This window comes from Dietzia cinnamea NBRC 102147, from assembly GCF_001571065.1.
In the GTDB taxonomy this organism is placed as follows: domain Bacteria; phylum Actinomycetota; class Actinomycetes; order Mycobacteriales; family Mycobacteriaceae; genus Dietzia; species Dietzia cinnamea.
In genome coordinates, this window is the sequence record NZ_BCSW01000050.1 from 1 (window position 1) to 19304 (window position 19304).

Consider the following 19304-nt stretch of genomic DNA (forward strand, 5'->3'; position numbering starts at 1 on the left):
CCTCATCCACCCCGAGGGAGTCGTGGTCCTCACCGACGCGACCCCGTGATGACCACCGGCGCTCAGGTCCTCGCGTTCCTGGGCCACGACGACTCCGACGAGGATCTCGTGGCCCAGGCCGACACCGCCGTGGCAACGATCGCCGCGATGGTCTCCGCATACTGCCGGGGCCGCGACAAGCTCGCATCGGGGCAGACCCGCGACGGCGTCGACGAGGTGATCCTCACCGCCGCCGCCAGGCTGGTGACGAACCCGACCGGCATCGCCTACGACACCGGCGGGGTGTCGATCCGTGGCGCGTTCCAAGGCTTCACCCTCGTGGAACTCGCCGTCCTGAACCGGTACAGGGTGCGTGCGCTGTGATCGTGTTCCAGGACCGGGCCGTCCTCGAGCGGCGGGAGATCGTCGACCGCGACCGGTACGGTTCCCCGATCTATGCCGACGTGGAGATCCCCGTCCGCTGCACCATGTCGCCGCTCGGATCTTCGGAGACGGTGGCGCACCGTGACGTGGTGTCGACCCGGTACCGGATGCTGACCGGGCCGCGGACGGAGATCAAGCCCGCCGACCGGGTGGTGTGGCGCGGCGTGGACTACGACGTGGACGGGGACGTGGAGCGGCACACCGTGGCCGGCCGGGACCATCACTTCGAGGTGATCCTGAAACGCACGACCGGATAACCCCTTAGACCGCCGTCGCCTACTTCGTGGGGTTGGACAGCGACGGCAGAGCCCCGCCGGGTACCTCCTCCCGCCCGGCGGGGCTCACCCCTCGGTCCGCAGTGGGTCCGCAGGAGATTCAGCCAGGGCCACCCGTAGGGTGTCGACGCTCTTGGTCTTTAACGGTGACGTTCCCGGTACGCCTTCTGTCGGCAGGCCGGGGAGCAGAACCTCGAGTCGGACCGGGCGGGCTCATATGTGTTCCCACAACCGTCACACGTTACGGCTAGCGGAACACGCTTGGTCTTGTACATCTTCTGGCGACACGAGTTCGAGCACGTGACGCGCTTACGGCGCTTGTCCGGTTCCATGTGTAGCCGCTGCCCGCATACCTCGCACGTCACGACCGGGTGCCGTGTCGCGTTCACGTCAATCCACGCGATCGTTCTACCGTCTGCGGACTCGGGGCGATGCCCGGTGGAAGCACATGCGGTGCAGATGGGCTGGCGGGTCCACCATGCTCGACGGTTGCGTGCTGCGCGCCGGCCCACCTCGGCGTCGACCATTGGCGCATCTTCCACCTGGTCGCCACACAGCGGACACTCACCCATACGTGTTCCCATACCCGTAACGTTACGCTTGGTGGAACAGGTATGCCAGTCGGCGGGTCGCGCCCAGCTGTTGATTCGACCTTCTTCTGGACCCGGCGGCCCGCGCCCCAGTCCGTCCGTGCCCACATTTTGCCCACACTTCACCGAAAAAAAGGGGAATCGCGGATGTATGCACAGGAATGGCTGGATAGTCAAGTGAGCAGGTCAAGCCGCATAACGCCCGGTCACAGCCACGTAAAAGGCTAGTTCAAGTCTCCCCGGGCGCACAGGTCTCTCCACTCGGACCGGGTGATCAGGATGTCGGGTGATGAGGATGAGCAACCGGACAGTCGCGAGGGCGGCGGTCGCGTCGGTGATCCTGGTGGCGTCGGTGATGAGTGGCTGCGCGGAGTCGGATCTCGCGGTGAACGGGGGACTCCCGTGGACGGACCCCCGTGGCGCGGCGCCGCTCGAGCCTCCGGCGGAACCGTCCCCGGTGGAGGAGCGGACGAACGCGCAGCGCAGCGAGAACGGGCTCCCGGCACTGGACGCGAGCGAGAAGCTCCGCGACAGTGCCTGTGCGAAGGCCGACGACATGATCGCGAGGGACTACTGGGCGCATCACGCGCCTGACGGCAGCGGCGGCCCGGGCACGTTCATCCGCGAGGCCGGCGTCGATTACCACAGGGCAGCGGAGAACCTCTTCTATTCGTCCACCGGCGGGCCCGACCCGGTCGCCCAGTGGATGCAGAGCCCGGGCCACAGGGAGAACATCCTCGACCCGGACTTCACCCGCGTGGGTGTCTGCATGCGGACCGCCGCCTACCAGGGCCTGCCGGAGGCGCATCTCTACGTCCAGCACTTCGCCACCCCGATGGCGGAGAGGTAGCCCGGGCCGCCGGCACGGGGCTCGTCGGCACGGGGGCTCGTCGGCGCCGGCTCGTCGGTACGGTGCGGGCATGTGGTTCGACAACTGGCCTGACGTTCTCCGGGTCCTGCTCGTCGGCGCCGCCGCCTACGCGTTCCTCGTGCTGGTGGTGCGGGTGTTCGGCAAGCGCACCCTGACGCAGCTCAACGCCTTCGACTTCGTCGTCACCGTCGCGCTCGGTTCCACGCTCGCGACCATCATCCTCAGCTCCGACGTGTCCTGGACCGAGGGCGCGATCGCGATGGCGTTGCTCGTCGTCCTGCAGTACGCCGTCTCGCGGCTGAGGAGGTCGCGGGCCGGGCGGGCCGTCCTCACCGCCGACCCGACGCTGCTCGTGCGCGACGGCGTCTTCCTCGACGACCAGATCGCCCGCCACCGCCTCACCCACGCCGACATCCGCCAGACCATCCGCTCCTCCGGCGTCGGCGACCTGGGCGACGTCGCGGCCGTCATCCTCGAGAACGACGGCAGCATGAGTGTCATCACCGGGTCGTCGCTGGGCGACGGATCCGTCCTCGAGGACGTCCCGGGGTGGGCGCGGCAGCACCGGGGCTGACGGCGGCCGAGCCCGGCTGACCGCCGCCTCATCCCGACAGCGCGGCCAGCACGTCCTCGGCGATCTCGTCCGCCGGCTGCGAGATCGGGCAGAGCATCCCGTACTCGTCGGCCGCGAGCGGCTCCAGCGTGAGCACCTGCGACTCAAGGATCCGATCGGATGCGAAGTGGCCGCGGCGGGCGGCGAGACGGGCGGCGATGAGTTCCGGATCGGTGCCGAGCTCGACGAAGAACACCGGGCGGCGGACCTCGCGCAACACATCGCGATAGGCGCGGCGCAGCGCCGAGCACGCGACGACGAGGCCGCGGTCGGGCGCCGGCGCCTCCGGCCCGCGCGAGTGGTCGTGGTGCCTCATGCGGTCGCGGACCGCCTCCAGCCACGGCCAGCGGTCGTCGTCGGCGAGGGGTTCCCCGGCCGCCAGCTTCCGGATGTTGCGAGGGGGATGCAGGTCGTCGGCATCCACCAGCTCCGCACCCGCCCGATCGGCGATAGCCCGGGCGACCGTCGACTTCCCGGCGCCGGAGACCCCCATGACGACGATGTGCGGACCGGGCGCGTGCCCCGGCTCGTCGGCTGCCGAGCTCCTCGTCGTCGTCACCACCTCCCGAGGGCTCAGATGGTGAAGGCCAACGATCCGAGGATCGCCCGGCCCAGATCCTCGTCCCCGCTGACCTCCACGCCGCGACCCGGCTCGGCGGTGATGCGGCCGGTCGTCGCACGCACGAAGGTCGCCGTGTCGAAGACCAGCTCGACGGTGGTCCGCGCGGCGTCGTCCACATCGGCGAGCCGCGCGCGCCCGTCGACGACGACGTCGGTGGCCAGCGGCAGATCCGCGTCGTCCTCACCCACGACGCGGAACCGGACACGCGACCCGTCCGGGGCGCCGGCGCCGTTGCCGACGATGCGCGGCAGGGCCCGCACGATCTCCTCGACGGCGAACCGCCCGGTGTCACCGCCGAGATGGTGCTTCATGCCGAGCGCCTGCCGGATGTCGTCCTCGTGGACCCAGCAGTCGAAGACCCGCACCCCCATGAAGCGGCGGTACGGCACGCGACCGACGGGGGAGTCCGTCTCCGCCTCGAGATCCACGCCGGACAGCTCCGCGAGCTGTTCCGTGCGCTCGGCGACGACCTCCCGGAAATCGGAGAACGCGTCCTCCACCGCCAGCGACCGGGCCTCCTGGACGAACTTCTCGTTGAGCTCACCGATCGGGTTGTGGACGTACTCGCGAGCCGACTCAGGCAGCTCGATGTCCGGGACCGGCTCGCCGGCGAGCATGTGCTCGGTGCCGGCGATGTGCGCCACGATGTCGCGCACGGTCCACCCCGGCAGCGCGGTCGCCGCCGTCCAGTCGTCCTTCTTCAGACCTGCCAGCACCTCGTCGAGGCGCTTCCACTGCTGCACCAGGTGGCGCACCTCGACGGGTGCCGTGTCGCTCGACTCGCTGTCCATGCCGCCGAGGCTACTGGCGTCGCGCCCGGCCGGTGGACGATCGCGCGGGTAGCGTCGGGCGAGCAGCCGAGTAGTGCCCGGACCGAGCCGCCGGGCGACGACCCGCCCGGAGGCCCGACCGCATGCCGACCACCACGTCACAGAACGACCGCCCCACCCTGGCGATCCTGGGGGCCGGGGGTGATCTCACCGAGCGCCTCCTGCTCCCCGGCCTGGGTTCGCTCCTGGCGCGCGACCCCGGGCGGGACGTCACCGTCGTCGGCTCCGGCCGATCCGGTATGGACGACGACGAGTGGCGCGGACTCGTCCGGTCAGCGCTGCGCGAGGGCGGCTGCGGACCGGACCAGGCCGACCGGATCGCGGCGACGACTCGCTTCGTCGCCCTGGACGTCACGGACGCCGACGCGTTCGCCGACTTCATCGACGGGCTCGACGGCCCGGTGGTGCTGTACTTCGCCCTGCCCCCGGCCGTCACCGCCACGGCGTGCGAGGGACTGCGCGGCCGCCCACTCCGCGACGACGTACGGTTCGCGGTCGAGAAGCCGTTCGGCACCGACCTCGCCTCGGCCCGAGACCTCAACGCGCTGCTCCTCGACCTCGTCCCCGAGGACCGCGTCCACCGCGTCGACCACTTCCTCGGCGACGCGAACGTCCTCAACATCCTCGGGATGCGGTTCGGTAACCGGGTCCTGGAACCCGTGTGGACAGCCGAGCACGTCGAGCGCATCGACGTCGTGGCCGACGAGACCCTCGCCCTCGAGGGCCGTGCCGTCTACTACGACTCGACCGGTGCGCTGGTCGACATGCTCCAGTCGCACCTGTTGCTCGTGACGGCGCTGGTCACCATGGAGGCGCCCGCGCGACTCGACGCCACCGAACTGCACGACCTGCTCGCCACCACCCTCCGGTCCACCCACGTGTGGCGGGACGACCCGTCCGCGTGCTCTCGTCGCGCCCGCTACACGGCCGGCAGGGCGGGCGGCCGTGACGTCGTCGCCTACACCGACGAGGAGGGCGTCGATCCGTCGCGGGGGACCGAGACGCTCGCCGAGGTGGTGCTCGAGGTCCGGAACCAGCGCTGGGCGGGAGTGCCCGTGCGGCTCCGGTCAGGCAAGGCACTGGGTGAGGACTCGATGCGGGTGACGGTGACGTTCCGGCCGCCGCCACACGTTCCGGAGGCGTTCGCGGGCGGGGCCCCGCCGAGCCGGCTCACGATGGGCATCGCGCCCGGCCGGGTGGCACTCGACCTGGCGACCAACGCCTCCGGCGACAGTCTCGCGCTCGAGGACTCCCACCTCGACACCGAGCTCGGCGACAGCGACCTGCTCCCGTACGGGGAGGTCCTCGGGCGGATCCTCGACGGGGACCGGCTCCTCACCGTCCGCGGCGACGTCGCCGAGGAGTGCTGGCGGATCCTCACCCCGGTGATCGAGGCCTGGGAGTCCGGCGCGGTCCCAATGGAGGAGTACGAGGCGGGCTCGGACGGCCCGGTCGAGGGGAACCCCGGGACGACGTAGGCCGCGGTTCCGCTGTGGAACCGGGGCCTACGGTCGATGACCGGGAGTCAGACCTTCCGCGCCGTGCGCGCGGCGTTCTCCTCCGTCATGTCGTCGGGCTGCCGGACGAAGTGCGCGATGCTCAGTGCCAGGCCTCCCCAGATGACGAGCAGGAACAGCACCATCATGATGATCGCTGCGGTGTCCATGGTTCAGCCCTCGTTTCGGGTGGTCTCGGTACGGTTGCCGCGCGTACCGGTGCCGGCCGTGCGGGTCGCGCTGGCCGCGTCGGCCCGGACGGGGGAGCCCGACGCGTCGAACTGGTCCTCGTAGAGGACGTCGCTTGGATCGTCGTCCGTCGCCGGCGGGCCGTCGAGGTGACGGGCCCCGCGCCAGGGCAGCAGGGACAGGATCACCGACAGCACCAGGATCGCGGCGATCATGCCCCAGCCCCAGACGCCGAGTACGGCGGCGTCGTAGCCCTCGTACGGCTCCGAGACCAGGCTGCGGATCTCGCCGAACAGCGCGTACGCCAGGACGAGCGGGGTGACGACCGCCATGCACACGATCCAGATGGGGCCGACCTTGAACGAAGAGACCGAGTTGAGGTGGTCGCGCAGGGTGGGACCCAGGCGCAGCGCGAACATCACCACGATGAGGGCGATGAGCGCGATGCCCACGATGCCGATGCTGTTGGCGAACTTGTCCAGGATGTCGAGGTTCTGCAGGCCCGTCTCGGTGGGCATGAGCAGGATCGACACGATGGCCATCGGGCCGCCGATCGCCAACGTTGCGGTGGTGCGGGAGACGCCCACCTTGTCCTGGAAGGAGGAGATGACCACCTCGACGATCGAGATCATCGACGTGAGGCCGGCGAGGATGAGGCATGCGAAGAACACGACGCCCCAGATGGGCCCGCCGGGCATCTGCGAGATGAGGGCGGGGAAGGCGATGAACGCGAGGCCCGGCCCGCCGCTGACGTCGTCCCACCCCGCGCCCGCAGCGGAGGAGACGAGGAAGCCGAGGGTGGCGAAGACGCCGATACCGGCCAGGACCTCGAATGCCGAGTTGGAGAAGCCCACGACGAGCCCCGAGCTGGTGAGATTGGAGCGGCGCTTGAGGTACGAGGCGTAGGTGAGCATGATGCCGAAGCCCACCGACAGGGAGAAGAAGATCTGCCCGTAGGCGGCGATCCACACACCGGGGTCGGTCAGCACGCCCCAGTCGGGCGTGAAGAAGTTGTTGAGGCCGTCGGCGGCCCCCTCGAGGAACAGGGACCGGATGACCAGGGCCGCGAACAAGACGATCAACAGCGGGATGAAGATCTGAGCGGTCCGGCCGATGCCCTTCTGAACTCCCGCGATGAGGACGCCGAGAGTGAACAGCCATACAACGACCAACACGCCCGTGATGAGCGGCACGAAGTCCAGGCCGAAGCCGGACCCGGCGCGGAGGAAGTCCTCCGAGAAGAAGGTGGCGGTTTCCTCATAGGTCTCGCCCCAGCGGCCGTCGACGGAGAACCAGGCGTAGCAGGCCGCCCACGCGAGGATCACCGCGTAGTAGACGGCGATCACGAAGGACACCAACACCTGGATCCAACCGATCGGCTCGGCGAAACGGTTCATGCGGCGGAAACTCAGGGGAGCGGAGCCGCGGAACCGGTGGCCGATGGCGTAGTCGAAGAACAGCAGGGGGATACCGGCGGAGAGCAGCGCGACCAGATACGGGATGAGGAACGCGCCGCCGCCGTTGTCGTAGGCGACGAAGGGGAAACGCCAGATGTTGCCGAGGCCGACGGCGGAGCCGATGGCGGCGAACACGAAGACGGAGCGCCCCGAGAAGGCCTCGCGTCTCCTGGTACCGCCCGTGGCGGCGGGTGTGGACATGGATTCCTCCTCAGCGGGGGAGCGGGCGGGTTCGGATTCGAGCCGTGCTCCGAGTCCCCTACTTCTAGTCGGACGGTTGCCATTTGGTGATCGAATCGACGCAAGTCGGGTACTCGGTCACGTGGCTGGTGTGATTAGGGTAATCCCATGAGGCACCAATTAGGAGGGCGGACCGCGAATCGGCTGCTCGTCGCCGCGGCGCTCGTGACGCTCACCGTCGGCGCGGGCTCCGTCGCCGCCTCCCCGCGGACGCTCGCGCCGGGCGGGCCGGCGGTTCCGACCGTGGTGGCGCCCGTCGAACCGGTGGCCGCGTCCGTACCGCCCCCGGCCGTCCTGACGCCCACGGACGTCGTGCGCGAGACCGGCCGGTGGTTCTCGCACGGGCGCACGCTTGAGCTCCGGCCGGACGGCACCGGTACGTTCGCCGTTTGGATGGGGGCGTTCGACGGTCACCTCGTGCAGCTGCGGCTGATCCCCGCGCCCGGGGCAGCGACCGTCGCCGAGGTCGTGGCGATCGACCGGGTGGGGGAGGGGGCGCTCGCGCCGGACGAGACGCCCGGTATCGGTGGCCTGGTCACCGTGTCGTTCGGGCGGGCCGCGCGGGCCGCCCACGTCGAGTGGTCGTCCGGGCCGCGCCGGTTGGCCGCCGATCTGTGCGCTGCCGAAGGGTTGGACGCGCGGGCCATGGAGGAGCTGCGCTGCGGCGCCTGATCGCGGCACGGCAGTGGCGACGCGTCGTCCCGTACCGGGTCGCGGGCGCGTCGGCAGCACACCCGTATGGGCTGGACGACACGCCCTGGTAGCCCGAGAGTCCCTGAAAAGATGTAACAATTCGATAACCGCGCAAACGCAGAACCTGAGGGTGGCCTCACCTGTAGATATGAGGCGCGCGTCATGTCTTTTTGTGGCGGGCATCACCGCCGCCGACCGACGGCTGACCCGCGATTCGGTCGGTCGTACCCCCGCAATCTGAGGGGCACCTCAACTTTGTGTGGCAATCTGTGCGCTGCGCCGAAACCGGTCACCGATTCCGGCGATGTCCCTGACGCAGTGCCAAGGAGTTCCACACGTGACGATCGACGACCGCGACCTCACCCCCCGCCCGATCGAGACCGGGTTCGCGGCCCGTAGCGCCGCCCGCGCCCTCGCGGACGAACTCCGTGAGGGTACGGCCTATGCGCTCGCCTTCGGCGGGCAGGGGATCGCCTGGCGCGACGCGCTCAGCGATCTCATCGACGGCACGGGGATCGGGCCGGAGCTCCAGGACCTTGTCGACGCCTCCGTCGCCCTCACCGAGCCCGTCCATGACGAGATCGCGGTCGTGCGGACCCACGGCTTCCGGCCCATCGAGTGGGCCAACACCACCACCGGCGAGGACGAGGACGCGGCTGACCTGCCCGACGACGCCTCCCTGTCGGCCGCCGCGGTCTCCCTCCCCGCGGTCCTGCTCACCCAGATGGGTGCACTGCGCGCCCTCGCGGCCGAGGGCTTCGACGTCAACGACACCGCCCCGGCGGCCGTGGTCGGACACTCCCAGGGCGTGCTGGCCGTGGAGTCGGTGGAGACCTTCGGGTCCATCGACGACCGGCTGCTGGCCGTCGCCGAGCTCATCGGCGCCGCCGCCACCCTGGTCGGGCGGCGCGTGGGTCTGTTCCGCCGTGGCCAGGCCAGCCCCATGGTCGGGGTGTCCGGGATCGACGGCGAGGCCCTGCGATCGCTGGTCGACGAGCTGTTCTCGGACGTCGACGCGTCGATCCGCCCGTCGGTCTCCATCCGCAACGCGCAGCGCCGCCACGTCGTGGTCGGCCGACCGGACGACCTCGAGGACCTGCGTCGTCACTGCGCCGACCTCGAGGCCGAGTCGCGTCGTCGTCGCGAGGCAAAGCTCACCGGCGGCGAGGTCTTCGCCCCCGTCTTCGACCCGCTCGACGTGGAGGTCGGATTCCACCACCCGGCGATGGCGCCGGCGGTCGAGATCGTCTCCCGCTGGGCCCGCGCCTGCGATCTGGACGTCGAGCGCGCCGTCCACCTGGCGCGCCAGGTCTTCATCGAGCCGGTCGACTGGGTCGAGGAGATGGCCGAGGCCCTGCACTCCGGTGCCCAGTGGATCCTCGACATGGGCCCCGGCGAGGCGCTGACCCGCCTCAACCGGTCCGTGGTCCGCGGTCAGGGCGTCGGCGTGGTCGCCGCGGCCACCCGCGGGGGCCTGCGCAACCTGTTCACCCCGGGCGCCACGCCGCCCATCGAGCGGCCGTGGACGGCGTTCCAGCCGCAGCTCATCACGCTGCCCGACGGCAGCGTCCACGTGGAGACGTCGTTCACCCGCCTCACCGGGCGCTCGCCGATCCTGCTGGCCGGCATGACGCCCACCACCGTGGACCCGCAGATCGTCGCGGCGGCGGCCAACGCCGGCCACTGGGCCGAGCTCGCCGGCGGCGGTCAGGTCTCCGAGGCGATCTTCGCCGAGAACACCCGCCGTCTGGCCGAGCTGCTCGAGCCCGGCCGCAGCGCCCAGTTCAACTCCCTGTTCCTCGACCCGTACCTGTGGAAGATGCAGGTCGGCGGCAAGCGCCTCGTCCAGCGGGCCCGGGCCGCGGGCATCCCCTTCGACGGCGTGATCGTCACCGCGGGGATCCCCGAGCTCGACGAGTCGGTGGCCCTCATCGAGGAGCTGACCGAGGCAGGCCTGCGGCACGTCAGCTTCAAGCCCGGCACCGTCGCGCAGATCCGCCAGGTCGTGCGGATCGCCGCCGAGGTCCCGCACATGCCCGTCATCGTCCAGGTCGAGGGAGGGCGCGCCGGCGGCCACCACTCGTGGGAGGATCTCGACGCCCTCCTGCTGTCGACCTACGGTGAGCTGCGCGAGCGCCCCAACGTCGTCCTGTGCGTCGGCGGAGGCATCGGCACCCCCGAGCGGGCCGCCGACTACCTCACCGGCTCGTGGGCCAACGCGCACGGCTACCCGGCCATGCCGGTCGACGGCATCCTCGTGGGTACCGCCGCCATGGCGACCCTCGAGGCCACTACCAGCCCCCAGGTCAAGCAGCTGCTCGTGGACACCACGGGCGTCGACGCCTGGGTGGGCGCGGGCCAGGCCGAGGGAGGCATGGCCTCCGGCCGTAGCCAGCTCGGCGCGGACATCCACGAGATCGACAACACCGCCGCGCGCACCGGGCGCCTCCTCGACGAGGTGGCCGGCGACGCCGAGGCCGTGGCCGCCCGCCGCGACGAGATCATCGCGGCGATCAACGGCACCGCCAAGCCCTACTTCGGCGACCTCGACTCCATGACCTACGAGCAGTGGCTGCGGCGCTTCGTCGAGCTCTCGCTCGCGCCCGGCGCCGGCGCCGACGGGTCGGTCGCCCGGGGCGACGACTCGTTCGACGTGGGCGGCGACTTCGCCGCCGCGGTCGCCGACGGCACCCGCTCCGTGTGGCTCGACCCGACCATCCGCGAGCGCTTCCACCGCATGGTCCAGCGCACCGAGGCCCGCCTCGACGCCGCCGACACCGGCCGCATCCGCTCCGCGTTCCCGCGCGTGGAGTCCATGGAGCGCCCCGCCGAGGTGATCGACGCCCTCGCCGCCCGCCACCCCGAGCTCGCGAGCGCCGTGCTGCACCCGGCCGACGCCGCCGAGTTCCTCGACATCTGCCGTATGCCCGGCAAGCCCGTGCCGTTCGTCCCCGTCATCGACGCCGACGTGCGCCGCTGGTGGCGTTCGGACTCCCTGTGGCAGGCCCACGACCCGCGCTACGACGCCGACGCCGTGTGCGTGATCCCCGGGACCACCGCCGTGGCCGGCATCACCCGCGTCGACGAGCCGGTCGGTGAGCTCCTCGACCGCTTCGAGGCCGCCACCGCCGACCGGGTCCGCGGCTACCTGCCCGACACCGAGGCCGTGTCGAGCCGCCGCCGCGGCATCGTCACCACCGTCACCGGCCCCGTCGCCGACGTGCTCAACAGCCCCGACGTCACCTGGGCCGGCCGACTCGTCGTCAACCCCGTCCACCGCCTGGGCGTCCTGCACGCGTGGGAGATCGACGCCGACGGCATCGGTCGCCACCCGGTCTCCGGCGCCGTCCTCACCCCGGACACGGACGGGCAGACGGTCGACCTGACGCTGCCGGTCGGCCCGGCCGAGATGACCATCACCCTCACCGTGGGCGACGCCGTGGCCACCGGTGCCGCGCCCGTCATCACCGATGACGCCGCGGAGTCCGCCATGCGCACCCTGCTGGCCACCGCCGCCGGCGTCGGCCGCGGGGGAGCGGGCGGTACCCGGATCGACACGCTGCCCGAGGTCACCGACGGTGTCGCCACCGCGCGGTTCACGTTCGAGCCCACCCTGGCCACGGACCACACCGGCGTCACCGCCGGCAGCCTGCCCACCTCGCTCGTGCCGTCCGCCGGCGTCCCGGACGCCCTCGTGGGCGCCGCCTGGCCGACCGTCTTCGCCGTGCTCGGCCAGACGCGTCGCCCGCGCGGCACCGGCACCGTCGTCGAGGGGCTGCTCGACCTGGTCCACCTGGACCACGGCATCCGCATGCACGCGGCGCTGCCGCAGGAGACGACCGACCTCGTCGTCGTCGCCCGGTCCGGCGGTGTCCGCGACACCGACCTCGGCCGCGTCGTCGAGGTGTCGGTCGAGGTGGCCGCGGAGGCACGCGACGGCTCCCGCACCCCGCTGTGCACCCTGTCGGAGCGCTTCGCCGTCCGTGGCCGCACCGGCGGCGCCGAGGTCGGCGACCCCCGCCCGGCCGGTGGCGCGCTGGTCACCCCGTCCGGTGGCGTCGCCGAGCCCGCGGAGACCACGCGCCAGCAGCGCGTGTCCGCCACGCTCACGGCCCCGCACGACATGACCGCGTTCGCGCTGGTCTCCGGCGACCACAACCCGATCCACGTCTCCGACACGGCGGCCGAGCTGGCCGGGCTCGGTGGAGTGATCGTCCACGGCATGTGGCTCTCGGCCGCCGCGCAGCACGCCGTGCAGGCCTCGGACGGCAAGACCCCCGCGCTGCGGATCGCCGGCTGGACCGCCCGGATGCTCGCCCCGGTCCGCCCGGGCGACCACATCACCGTCCGCGCCGTGCAGACCGGCCGCCACGCCGGCGGCCAGGTCCTCGAGGTCACGTGCACGGTCGACGGCGCCACCGTCATGGCCGCCACCGCGCTGACCGAGGCCCCGCGCACCGTCTACGCGTTCCCCGGCCAGGGCATCCAGGCCAAGGGGATGGGCATGGAGGGGCGCACCCGCTGCCCCGCCGCCCGCGAGATCTGGGACCGCGCCGACAAGCACACCCGTGAGGCCCTGGGCTTCTCGATCCTGGCGCTCGTCCGCGACAACCCGACCGAGGTCACCGTCCGCGGCGAGGTCCACCGGCATCCCGACGGCGTGCTCTACCTGACCCAGTTCACCCAGGTCGCGATGGCGTGCCTCGCGGTCGCCCAGCGCGCCGAGCTCGAGGCCGACGGCCTGCTCGTCGACGGCGCCTACTTCGCCGGCCACTCGATCGGCGAGTACGACGCCCTGGCCGCCATCTCCGGCGTGCTCGAGCTCGAGCCGCTGCTGGAGATCGTGTTCCAGCGTGGCTCGACCATGCACCAGCTGGTCCCGCGTGACGCGCAGGGGCGGTCGGACTACCGCATGGCCGCTATCCGCCCGTCGCAGATGGGCATCTCGGACGAGGACATCGCGCAGTGGGTCGCCGACGTGGCCCGCGAGTCCGGCGAGTTCATCGAGATCGTCAACTACAACCTGGCGGGCTCGCAGTACGCGCTGGCCGGCACGGTCGCCGGCTGCGCCGCGCTGGAGAAGGCGGTGAACCGGGAGCTCGAGCGCTCGGGCGGCAAGAACGCCTTCATCCTGGTGCCCGGCATCGACGTGCCGTTCCACTCCACGGTGCTGCGCGGCGGCGTCCCGGACTTCCGGGCCACCCTCGACGCGCTGATCCCCGAGGACGTGGACATCTCGGTGCTCGTCGGCCGCTACATCCCGAACCTCGTGCCGCGCCTGTTCAGCCTCGAGCGCGACTTCGTGCAGGAGATCGCCGACCTCGTGCCGGCGGAGGCCCTGGACGACGTCCTCGCGAACTGGGACGCCTGGTCCGCCACGCCCACGCGACTGGGCCGCCTGCTGCTCGTCGAGCTGCTGGCCTGGCAGTTCGCGAGCCCGGTCCGCTGGATCGAGACGCAGGAGCTGCTGTTCACGCCGATCGAGCGTGGCGGCCTCGGCGTCGAGCAGTTCATCGAGGTCGGCGTGGCCAACGCCCCGACCGTCGCGAACCTCGCCTCCAAGACCCTCGACCTGCCCACCCACCGCGGGCCGCGCGCCCAGGTGATCAACGTCGAGCGCGACTCGGCGACGCTGTACGGCACCCTGCCGCCCAGCGTGGAGGGCGACGACGACGAGGCGGACGCCGACACCGGTTCCGCCTCCACCCCGGCCGCCGGTCAGGCGGCCCCCACAGACCCCGCACCGGCCGTCAACACCCCCGGCACGGCCGGTGCGGACCGATCCGAACCGGCAGTTGCGCCTGCCGCCGCCCCCGGCGCTCCCCGCCCGGACGACCTGGAGTTCGGCGCACCCGCGGCCACCCGCATGCTGGTGGCGCTGCGCACCAAGGTCCGTCCCGAGCAGATCGCCGCCGGCGACTCCATCGAGACGCTGTGCGACGGCGTGTCCTCGCGCCGTAACCAGCTGCTGCTCGACCTGGGCACCGAGCTGAGCCTGGGCGCCATCGACGGCGCCGCCGAGGCGGACTTCCCGACCCTGGCCGACCAGGTCTCGCGCCTGGCCCGCGGCTACGCCCCCTTCGGCCCCGTCCTGTCGGACGCGGTCGGGGAGGCCCTGCGCGCGGTCCTGGGCCGCACCGGCAAGCGCCCGGCGTACATCACCGAGCGCGTGACCGGCGCGTGGGAGCTCGGCGCCGGCTGGGCCCACCACGTGACCGCCGAGATCGCGCTGGGCACCCGCGACGGCGCCTCGATCCGCGGTGGCGACCTCGCGACCCTCGACGCCTCGGGCGTCAAGGACGTCGCCGGCCTGGACGCGCTCATCGACGCGGCCGTGCAGGCGGTCGGCGCCGCCCACGGTGTGTCCGTGGCCATGCCCTCCTCGGGCGCCGGCGGTGGCGGGGTCGTCGACTCCGCCGCGCTGACCGAGTTCGCCGACGAGCTCACCGGCCGCAACGGCGTCCTGGCGGAGGCCGCGCGCGGCCTGCTCACCCGGCTCGGGCACCTCGAGCCGGAGGCCGTCGACCTGCTGGCCGACGCCGATCCGGATTCCGAGCTCGCCGACCTCGTGGCCGCCGAGCTGGGCTCCGACTGGCGCCGCGTGGTGGCCCCGGCCTTCGACGCCAACCGCGCCGTCCTGCTGGACGACCGCTGGGCCTCGGCCCGCGAGGACCTGGCCCGCCTGTGGACCGCCTCGGACGTGCCGGCCGACGCCGCGGAGGCCTTCCGCGGCGCGGGCGAGATCGTCGCCGAGCAGGCCCGCTGGTGGGCGGCCCGGGCGACCGATGCCCGCCGCGACGCCCTGGCCACGGCCTTCCGGGAGATCTCGGAGGCCGCGGCGGAGGAGTTCGTCGGCGCGTACGCGGACGACGTCGCCGTCGTCACCGGCGCCGGAAAGGGCTCCATCGCCGCGGCGGTCACCGGCCGCCTCCTGGCCGGTGGCGCCACCGTGGTGGCCACCACCTCGAGCCTCGACCAGGGCAAGCTGGCGTTCTTCAAGGACCTCTACCGCTCCAACGCCCGCGGTGGCGCGGCGCTGTGGGTCCTGCCCGCCAACATGACCTCCTACTCGGACGTCGACGCGCTGGTCGAGTGGGTCGGCTCGGAGCACTCCGAGTCGGCCGGTGGCCAGACCACCGTCCTCAAGCCGGCGCTCACGCCGACGCTGCTGTTCCCGTTCGCCGCACCGCGCGTCCAGGGCTCGATGGCCGACGCCGGCCCGCGGGCCGAGACGGAGATGCGCGTCCTGCTGTGGAGCGTGGAGAAGCTCGTCGCCGGGCTCGGCGCGATCGGCGCGGACACCGACGTCGACTCCCGCCTGCACGTGGTCCTGCCGGGCTCGCCCAACCGCGGCATCTTCGGCGGCGACGGCGCCTACGGCGAGGCCAAGGCCGCGCTCGACGCCATGATCGCCAAGTGGGGTTCGGAGAAGGCCTGGTCGCAGCGGGTCACCTTCGTCCACGCGATCATCGGGTGGGTCCGGGGCACCGGCCTCATGGGCCACAACGACCCGCTCGTCGAGGCCGTCGAGGCCGCGGGCGTGTCCACGTGGTCCACCGCCGGGATGGCCACCGAGCTGCTGCGCTGGTGCGCGCCGGAGTTCCGCGACGCCGCCGCCGAGAAGCCGGTCACCGTGGACCTCACGGGCGGGCTCGGCACGGCCGACCTCGACATGTCCGCGCTCGCCGCGGACCGGCCCACCGCCTCCGCGACGACCCCGGACGAGGACACGGCCGGCACGATCGCCGCGCTGCCGTCGCTGCCGACGGTCGCCGCCGACGAGCGGCCCGAGTGGGGCGAGGTCACCCAGGACCTCGAGGACATGGTCGTCATCGTGGGCGCCGGTGAGGTCGGCCCCTACGGCAGCGCCCGTACCCGCTTCGAGGTGGAGACCACCGGCGACCTCACCGCCGCCGGCGTGGTCGAGCTGGCCTGGTCGACGGGCCTGATCACGTGGGAGGACTCGCCCCGCGCGGGGTGGACCGTCACGGCCACCGGCGAGGCGATCGACGAGGCGGACATCGCCGAGCGGTTCCGCGACGAGGTCCTGGCCCGGGTGGGCGTGCGCACGTACGCCGACGACGCCCGCGCCGAGATGTTCGCGGGCGCCGCACCGCAGCTCACCTCGGTGTTCCTGCCGGAGGACCTGTCCTTCGTCGTGGACGACGAGGCCCAGGCCCGCGCCTACCTCTCGGACGACCCGGAGAACACCGTCGTCACGCAGAGCGAGGACGGGGAGTGGACGGTCACCCGCAAGGCCGGCACGGAGATCCGCGTCCCGCGCCGCACCATGCTCACGCGCGTGGTCGGCGGTCAGATCCCGACCGGGTTCGACCCCACGGCGTGGGGCATCCCCGCGGACATGGTCTCCGGCATCGACCGGGTGGCCGCGTGGAACCTCGTGGCCACCGTCGACGCCTTCATCTCGTCGGGCTTCACCCCGGCCGAGCTGCTGGCCCACGTCCACCCGGCCGACGTCGCCAACACGCAGGGCACCGGCATGGGCGGCATGACGAGCATGCGCTCGCTGTACATCGACGGCATCCTCGGCCGCAGCCGCGCCAACGACACGCTGCAGGAGGCGCTGCCCAACGTCGTGGCCGCGCACGTCATGCAGTCCTACGTCGGCGGCTACGGCTCGATGGTGCACCCGGTGGCGGCCTGCGCCACCACCGCGGTGAGCGTCGAGGAGGGCTTCGACAAGATCCGCGCCGGCAAGGCCGAGTTCGTGGTCTCCGGCGGGTTCGACGACCTGTCCATCGAGGGCATCCAGGGCTTCGCCGACATGTCCGCCACCGCCGACTCCGCGGCCATGGCGGCCAAGGGGATCGACGAGCGGTACTACAGCCGGGCCAACGACCGCCGTCGCGGCGGGTTCGTCGAGTCGGCCGGCGGTGGCACCATCCTGCTCGCCCGTGGTGACGTCGCGGCCCGCATGGGGCTGCCCGTCCTGGGCGTGGTCGGCTGGGCCGGCTCGTACGGCGACGGCGCGCACACCTCCATCCCGGCCCCCGGGCTGGGTGCGCTGGGCGCCGGGCGCGGCGGGAAGCGTTCGCCGCTCGCCCGCGGCCTCGCCCAGCTGGGCCTGACCGCCGACGACGTGGCCGTGGTGAGCAAGCACGACACCTCGACCAAGGCCAACGACCCCAACGAGTCGGACCTGCACGAGCGTCTCGCCGAGGCGATCGGCCGGTCCGAGGGCAACCCGCTGTTCGTGGTGTCGCAGAAGACGCTCACCGGCCACGCCAAGGGCGGTGCTGCGGCGTTCCAGCTCATCGGGCTCACCCAGATGCTGCGGTCGGGCACCATCCCGCCCAACCGCTCCCTGGACTGCGTCGACGACGTGCTGGACCACCACCGGCACCTGGTGTGGCTGCGCGAGACCCTGCAGCTGGGCGGCGACCTGCCCCTCAAGGCCGGTCTGCTCACCTCGCTGGGCTTCGGCCACGTCTCCGGCCTCATCGCCGTGGTGCACCCGGAGGCCTACCACCGGGCCGTGGCCGCGGCGTACGGCGAGGACGAGGCCGAGCGCATCCGCGAGGCCGGCCTGCGCCGCGAGCGCGAGGGCGCCCGGCGCCTGACCGACGCGATCTACGGCGGCGAGGCGCTCTACACCCGCCCCGAGGCCCGTCGCCTCGGTGAGGGTTCGGGCGACGAGGTCAAGGAGCGCGAGGCCGCGGTCCTGCTCGACCCGGCCGCCCGCGTCGACGCCGACGGCGTGCTGTCGGCCGGTGTCGCCGCGGAGATCGCCGCGGAGGTCGCCGGGACGGAGCGCTCCGGGCGGTGACGACCGGGGTGAGAGGCGTCGGGGTCGACATCGTCGACCTCGGCGCCTTCGCCGCGTCTCTGGCCGAACCGGGGACGCGGCTCACGCGCGCGTTCTCGCCCACCGAGCGGAGGCAGTGCCGCGAACGCGCCGAGGCCCGCGGGGCCGGCCGGGCGGCCGGGTTCACGTCGTCGTCGCCGTCGTCATCTACGTCAGCGTCTCCCGCGTCCTCGTCTCCCGCGGCGTCGTCTCCACCGGGGATGTCGTCTCCGCCCGGGACGGTGACCCCGCGCCGCCACGAGGACCCGCTGGCCCGCCACCTCGCCGCACGCTGGGCCGCGAAAGAGGCGGTCATCAAGGCGTGGTCCGCGGCACTGTACGGCATGCCCCCTCCGATCCCGCCCGACCTGCTGCGCTGGGCCGAGATCGAGACGGTGTGCGACGCCTGGGGCCGGCCGACGGTGCGTCTCGGGGGAGAGGTGGCCCGGCAGGTGGCCGCGACCCTCGGTGACGACACGCGGTGGAACGTCTCCCTCAGCCACGACGGCGGCTCCGCGATCGCGTTCGTGGTGCTCGAGGGGCCGCTGCGCGGGTAGGCGCTCCGTAGCGGTCTGTGGGCTCACCGAAAGGTGGCCTGGCGGCGGGGCCGCCTCAGTCGGCCTGGGCTTCCTTCTCCGCCAGCCACAGGTAGGCGGTGAGCATCCGCTTGAGCTCGGTGACGGTCGCGTCGTGCATGTCCTCGCCGCCGGCGGAGCCGACGGTGTCACCCGCTTCGCCGCCGGGCACCGGGCCGGCGCTGACGGAGAAGTTCAGCATCGAGTAGGCCACGTGCACCAACACCTCGGCCATGAACGCGCGGCGTTCCCGCTCGGTGGCGGGCATGAGCGGCGCGAGGACGCTGGCGATCATCCGGGCGATCTCGCGCTCGTTCACGGCGGCCGTGGCCCGCGTGGCGGGAGTGGCCTGCGTGGCCAGCCAGACCGCGCGCCGGGACGGATCCCGGAGCCACAGGTCGGCCAGATGGTCGAGGAAGTCGTTGAGCAGCTCCGGCCAGTCCAGCGCGGGGATCTTCTGCGCGAAGCGCTCGACCTCCTCGATCACCCCGTGCGCGTCCTGGCGGTCGAGCTCGCAGACCAGGACGTACTTGTTGGCGAAGAACTGGTACAGCGTCCCGATGGGCACGCCCGCGCGCGACGCCACCTCCTCGCAGGTGAACGAGTCGAAGCCGACCTCGACTAG

The 19304-nt window shown here is 72.3% G+C and carries 13 protein-coding genes; 8 read left to right on the plus strand and 5 right to left on the minus strand.

Annotation, left to right across the window (positions count from 1 at the left end; genetic code table 11):
• The first annotated feature begins 48 nt into the window (after positions 1 to 48).
• The 4 genes from DCI01S_RS13555 to DCI01S_RS13570 all read left to right on the plus strand — a co-directional run bounded on the left by DCI01S_RS13555 (position 49) and on the right by DCI01S_RS13570 (position 2733).
• Complete coding sequence (locus DCI01S_RS13555; protein ID WP_061229714.1) at positions 49 to 363, plus strand: hypothetical protein; 315 nt, start codon at positions 49 to 51, stop codon at positions 361 to 363.
• Positions 360 to 680 (plus strand): head-tail adaptor protein, encoded by a 321-nt coding sequence (locus tag DCI01S_RS13560; RefSeq protein ID WP_061229715.1) that lies wholly within the window; start codon positions 360 to 362, stop codon positions 678 to 680. The genes DCI01S_RS13555 and DCI01S_RS13560 overlap by 4 nt, the downstream gene beginning before the upstream one ends.
• 903 nt (positions 681 to 1583) lie before the next feature.
• Positions 1584 to 2138, plus strand: a complete 555-nt coding sequence (locus tag DCI01S_RS13565) for a CAP domain-containing protein (RefSeq protein ID WP_165001104.1) — start codon at positions 1584 to 1586, stop codon at positions 2136 to 2138.
• Positions 2139 to 2208: 70 nt separating this feature from the next.
• Complete coding sequence (locus DCI01S_RS13570; protein WP_061229717.1) at positions 2209 to 2733, plus strand: DUF421 domain-containing protein; 525 nt, start codon at positions 2209 to 2211, stop codon at positions 2731 to 2733.
• A 28-nt stretch (positions 2734 to 2761) separates the two neighbouring features.
• On the opposite strand, the gene DCI01S_RS13575 is transcribed toward DCI01S_RS13570, so the two are convergent.
• Together DCI01S_RS13575 and DCI01S_RS13580 are read right to left on the minus strand one after the other, a co-directional pair.
• On the minus strand, positions 2762 to 3331 hold the full coding sequence (locus DCI01S_RS13575) for a gluconokinase (RefSeq protein WP_082767820.1): 570 nt from the start codon (positions 3329 to 3331) through the stop codon (positions 2762 to 2764).
• 14 nt (positions 3332 to 3345) lie between these two features.
• Positions 3346 to 4185, minus strand: coding sequence for a maleylpyruvate isomerase family mycothiol-dependent enzyme (locus DCI01S_RS13580; protein WP_061229718.1), 840 nt, complete (start codon positions 4183 to 4185; stop codon positions 3346 to 3348).
• Between the two features lie 122 nt (positions 4186 to 4307).
• Here DCI01S_RS13580 and DCI01S_RS13585 point away from each other — a divergent pair, with 122 nt between their 5' ends.
• The gene (locus DCI01S_RS13585) at positions 4308 to 5702 is read left to right on the plus strand and encodes a glucose-6-phosphate dehydrogenase (RefSeq protein WP_061229719.1); all 1395 of its coding nucleotides are present in this window, start codon (positions 4308 to 4310) and stop codon (positions 5700 to 5702) included.
• 47 nt (positions 5703 to 5749) lie between these two features.
• Here DCI01S_RS13585 and DCI01S_RS16865 read toward each other — a convergent pair whose 3' ends face one another.
• The gene (locus DCI01S_RS16865; RefSeq protein WP_082767821.1) at positions 5750 to 5890 is read right to left on the minus strand and encodes a methionine/alanine import family NSS transporter small subunit; all 141 of its coding nucleotides are present in this window, start codon (positions 5888 to 5890) and stop codon (positions 5750 to 5752) included.
• Between the two features lie 3 nt (positions 5891 to 5893).
• A complete protein-coding gene (locus tag DCI01S_RS13590; protein WP_061229720.1) occupies positions 5894 to 7567 on the minus strand; it encodes a sodium-dependent transporter in 1674 nt (557 codons plus the stop codon).
• Between the two features lie 147 nt (positions 7568 to 7714).
• On the opposite strand from DCI01S_RS13590, the gene DCI01S_RS13595 reads away from it, so the two are divergent.
• The 3 genes from DCI01S_RS13595 to DCI01S_RS13605 all read left to right on the plus strand — a co-directional run bounded on the left by DCI01S_RS13595 (position 7715) and on the right by DCI01S_RS13605 (position 18661).
• A complete protein-coding gene (locus tag DCI01S_RS13595) occupies positions 7715 to 8278 on the plus strand; it encodes a hypothetical protein (protein WP_061229721.1) in 564 nt (187 codons plus the stop codon).
• Between the two features lie 358 nt (positions 8279 to 8636).
• Complete coding sequence (locus DCI01S_RS13600; RefSeq protein WP_061229722.1) at positions 8637 to 18086, plus strand: type I polyketide synthase; 9450 nt, start codon at positions 8637 to 8639, stop codon at positions 18084 to 18086.
• Positions 18083 to 18661: a holo-ACP synthase gene (locus tag DCI01S_RS13605; protein WP_061229723.1), complete on the plus strand. Its 579-nt coding sequence runs from the start codon at positions 18083 to 18085 to the stop codon at positions 18659 to 18661. Before DCI01S_RS13600 ends, DCI01S_RS13605 begins: the two co-directional genes overlap by 4 nt.
• Positions 18662 to 18716: 55 nt before the next feature.
• Here the strand turns inward: DCI01S_RS13605 and DCI01S_RS13610 are convergent.
• Positions 18717 to 19304, minus strand: a 588-nt coding sequence (locus DCI01S_RS13610) for a TetR/AcrR family transcriptional regulator (RefSeq protein WP_061229724.1), incomplete at its 5' end; no start/stop codon positions are given.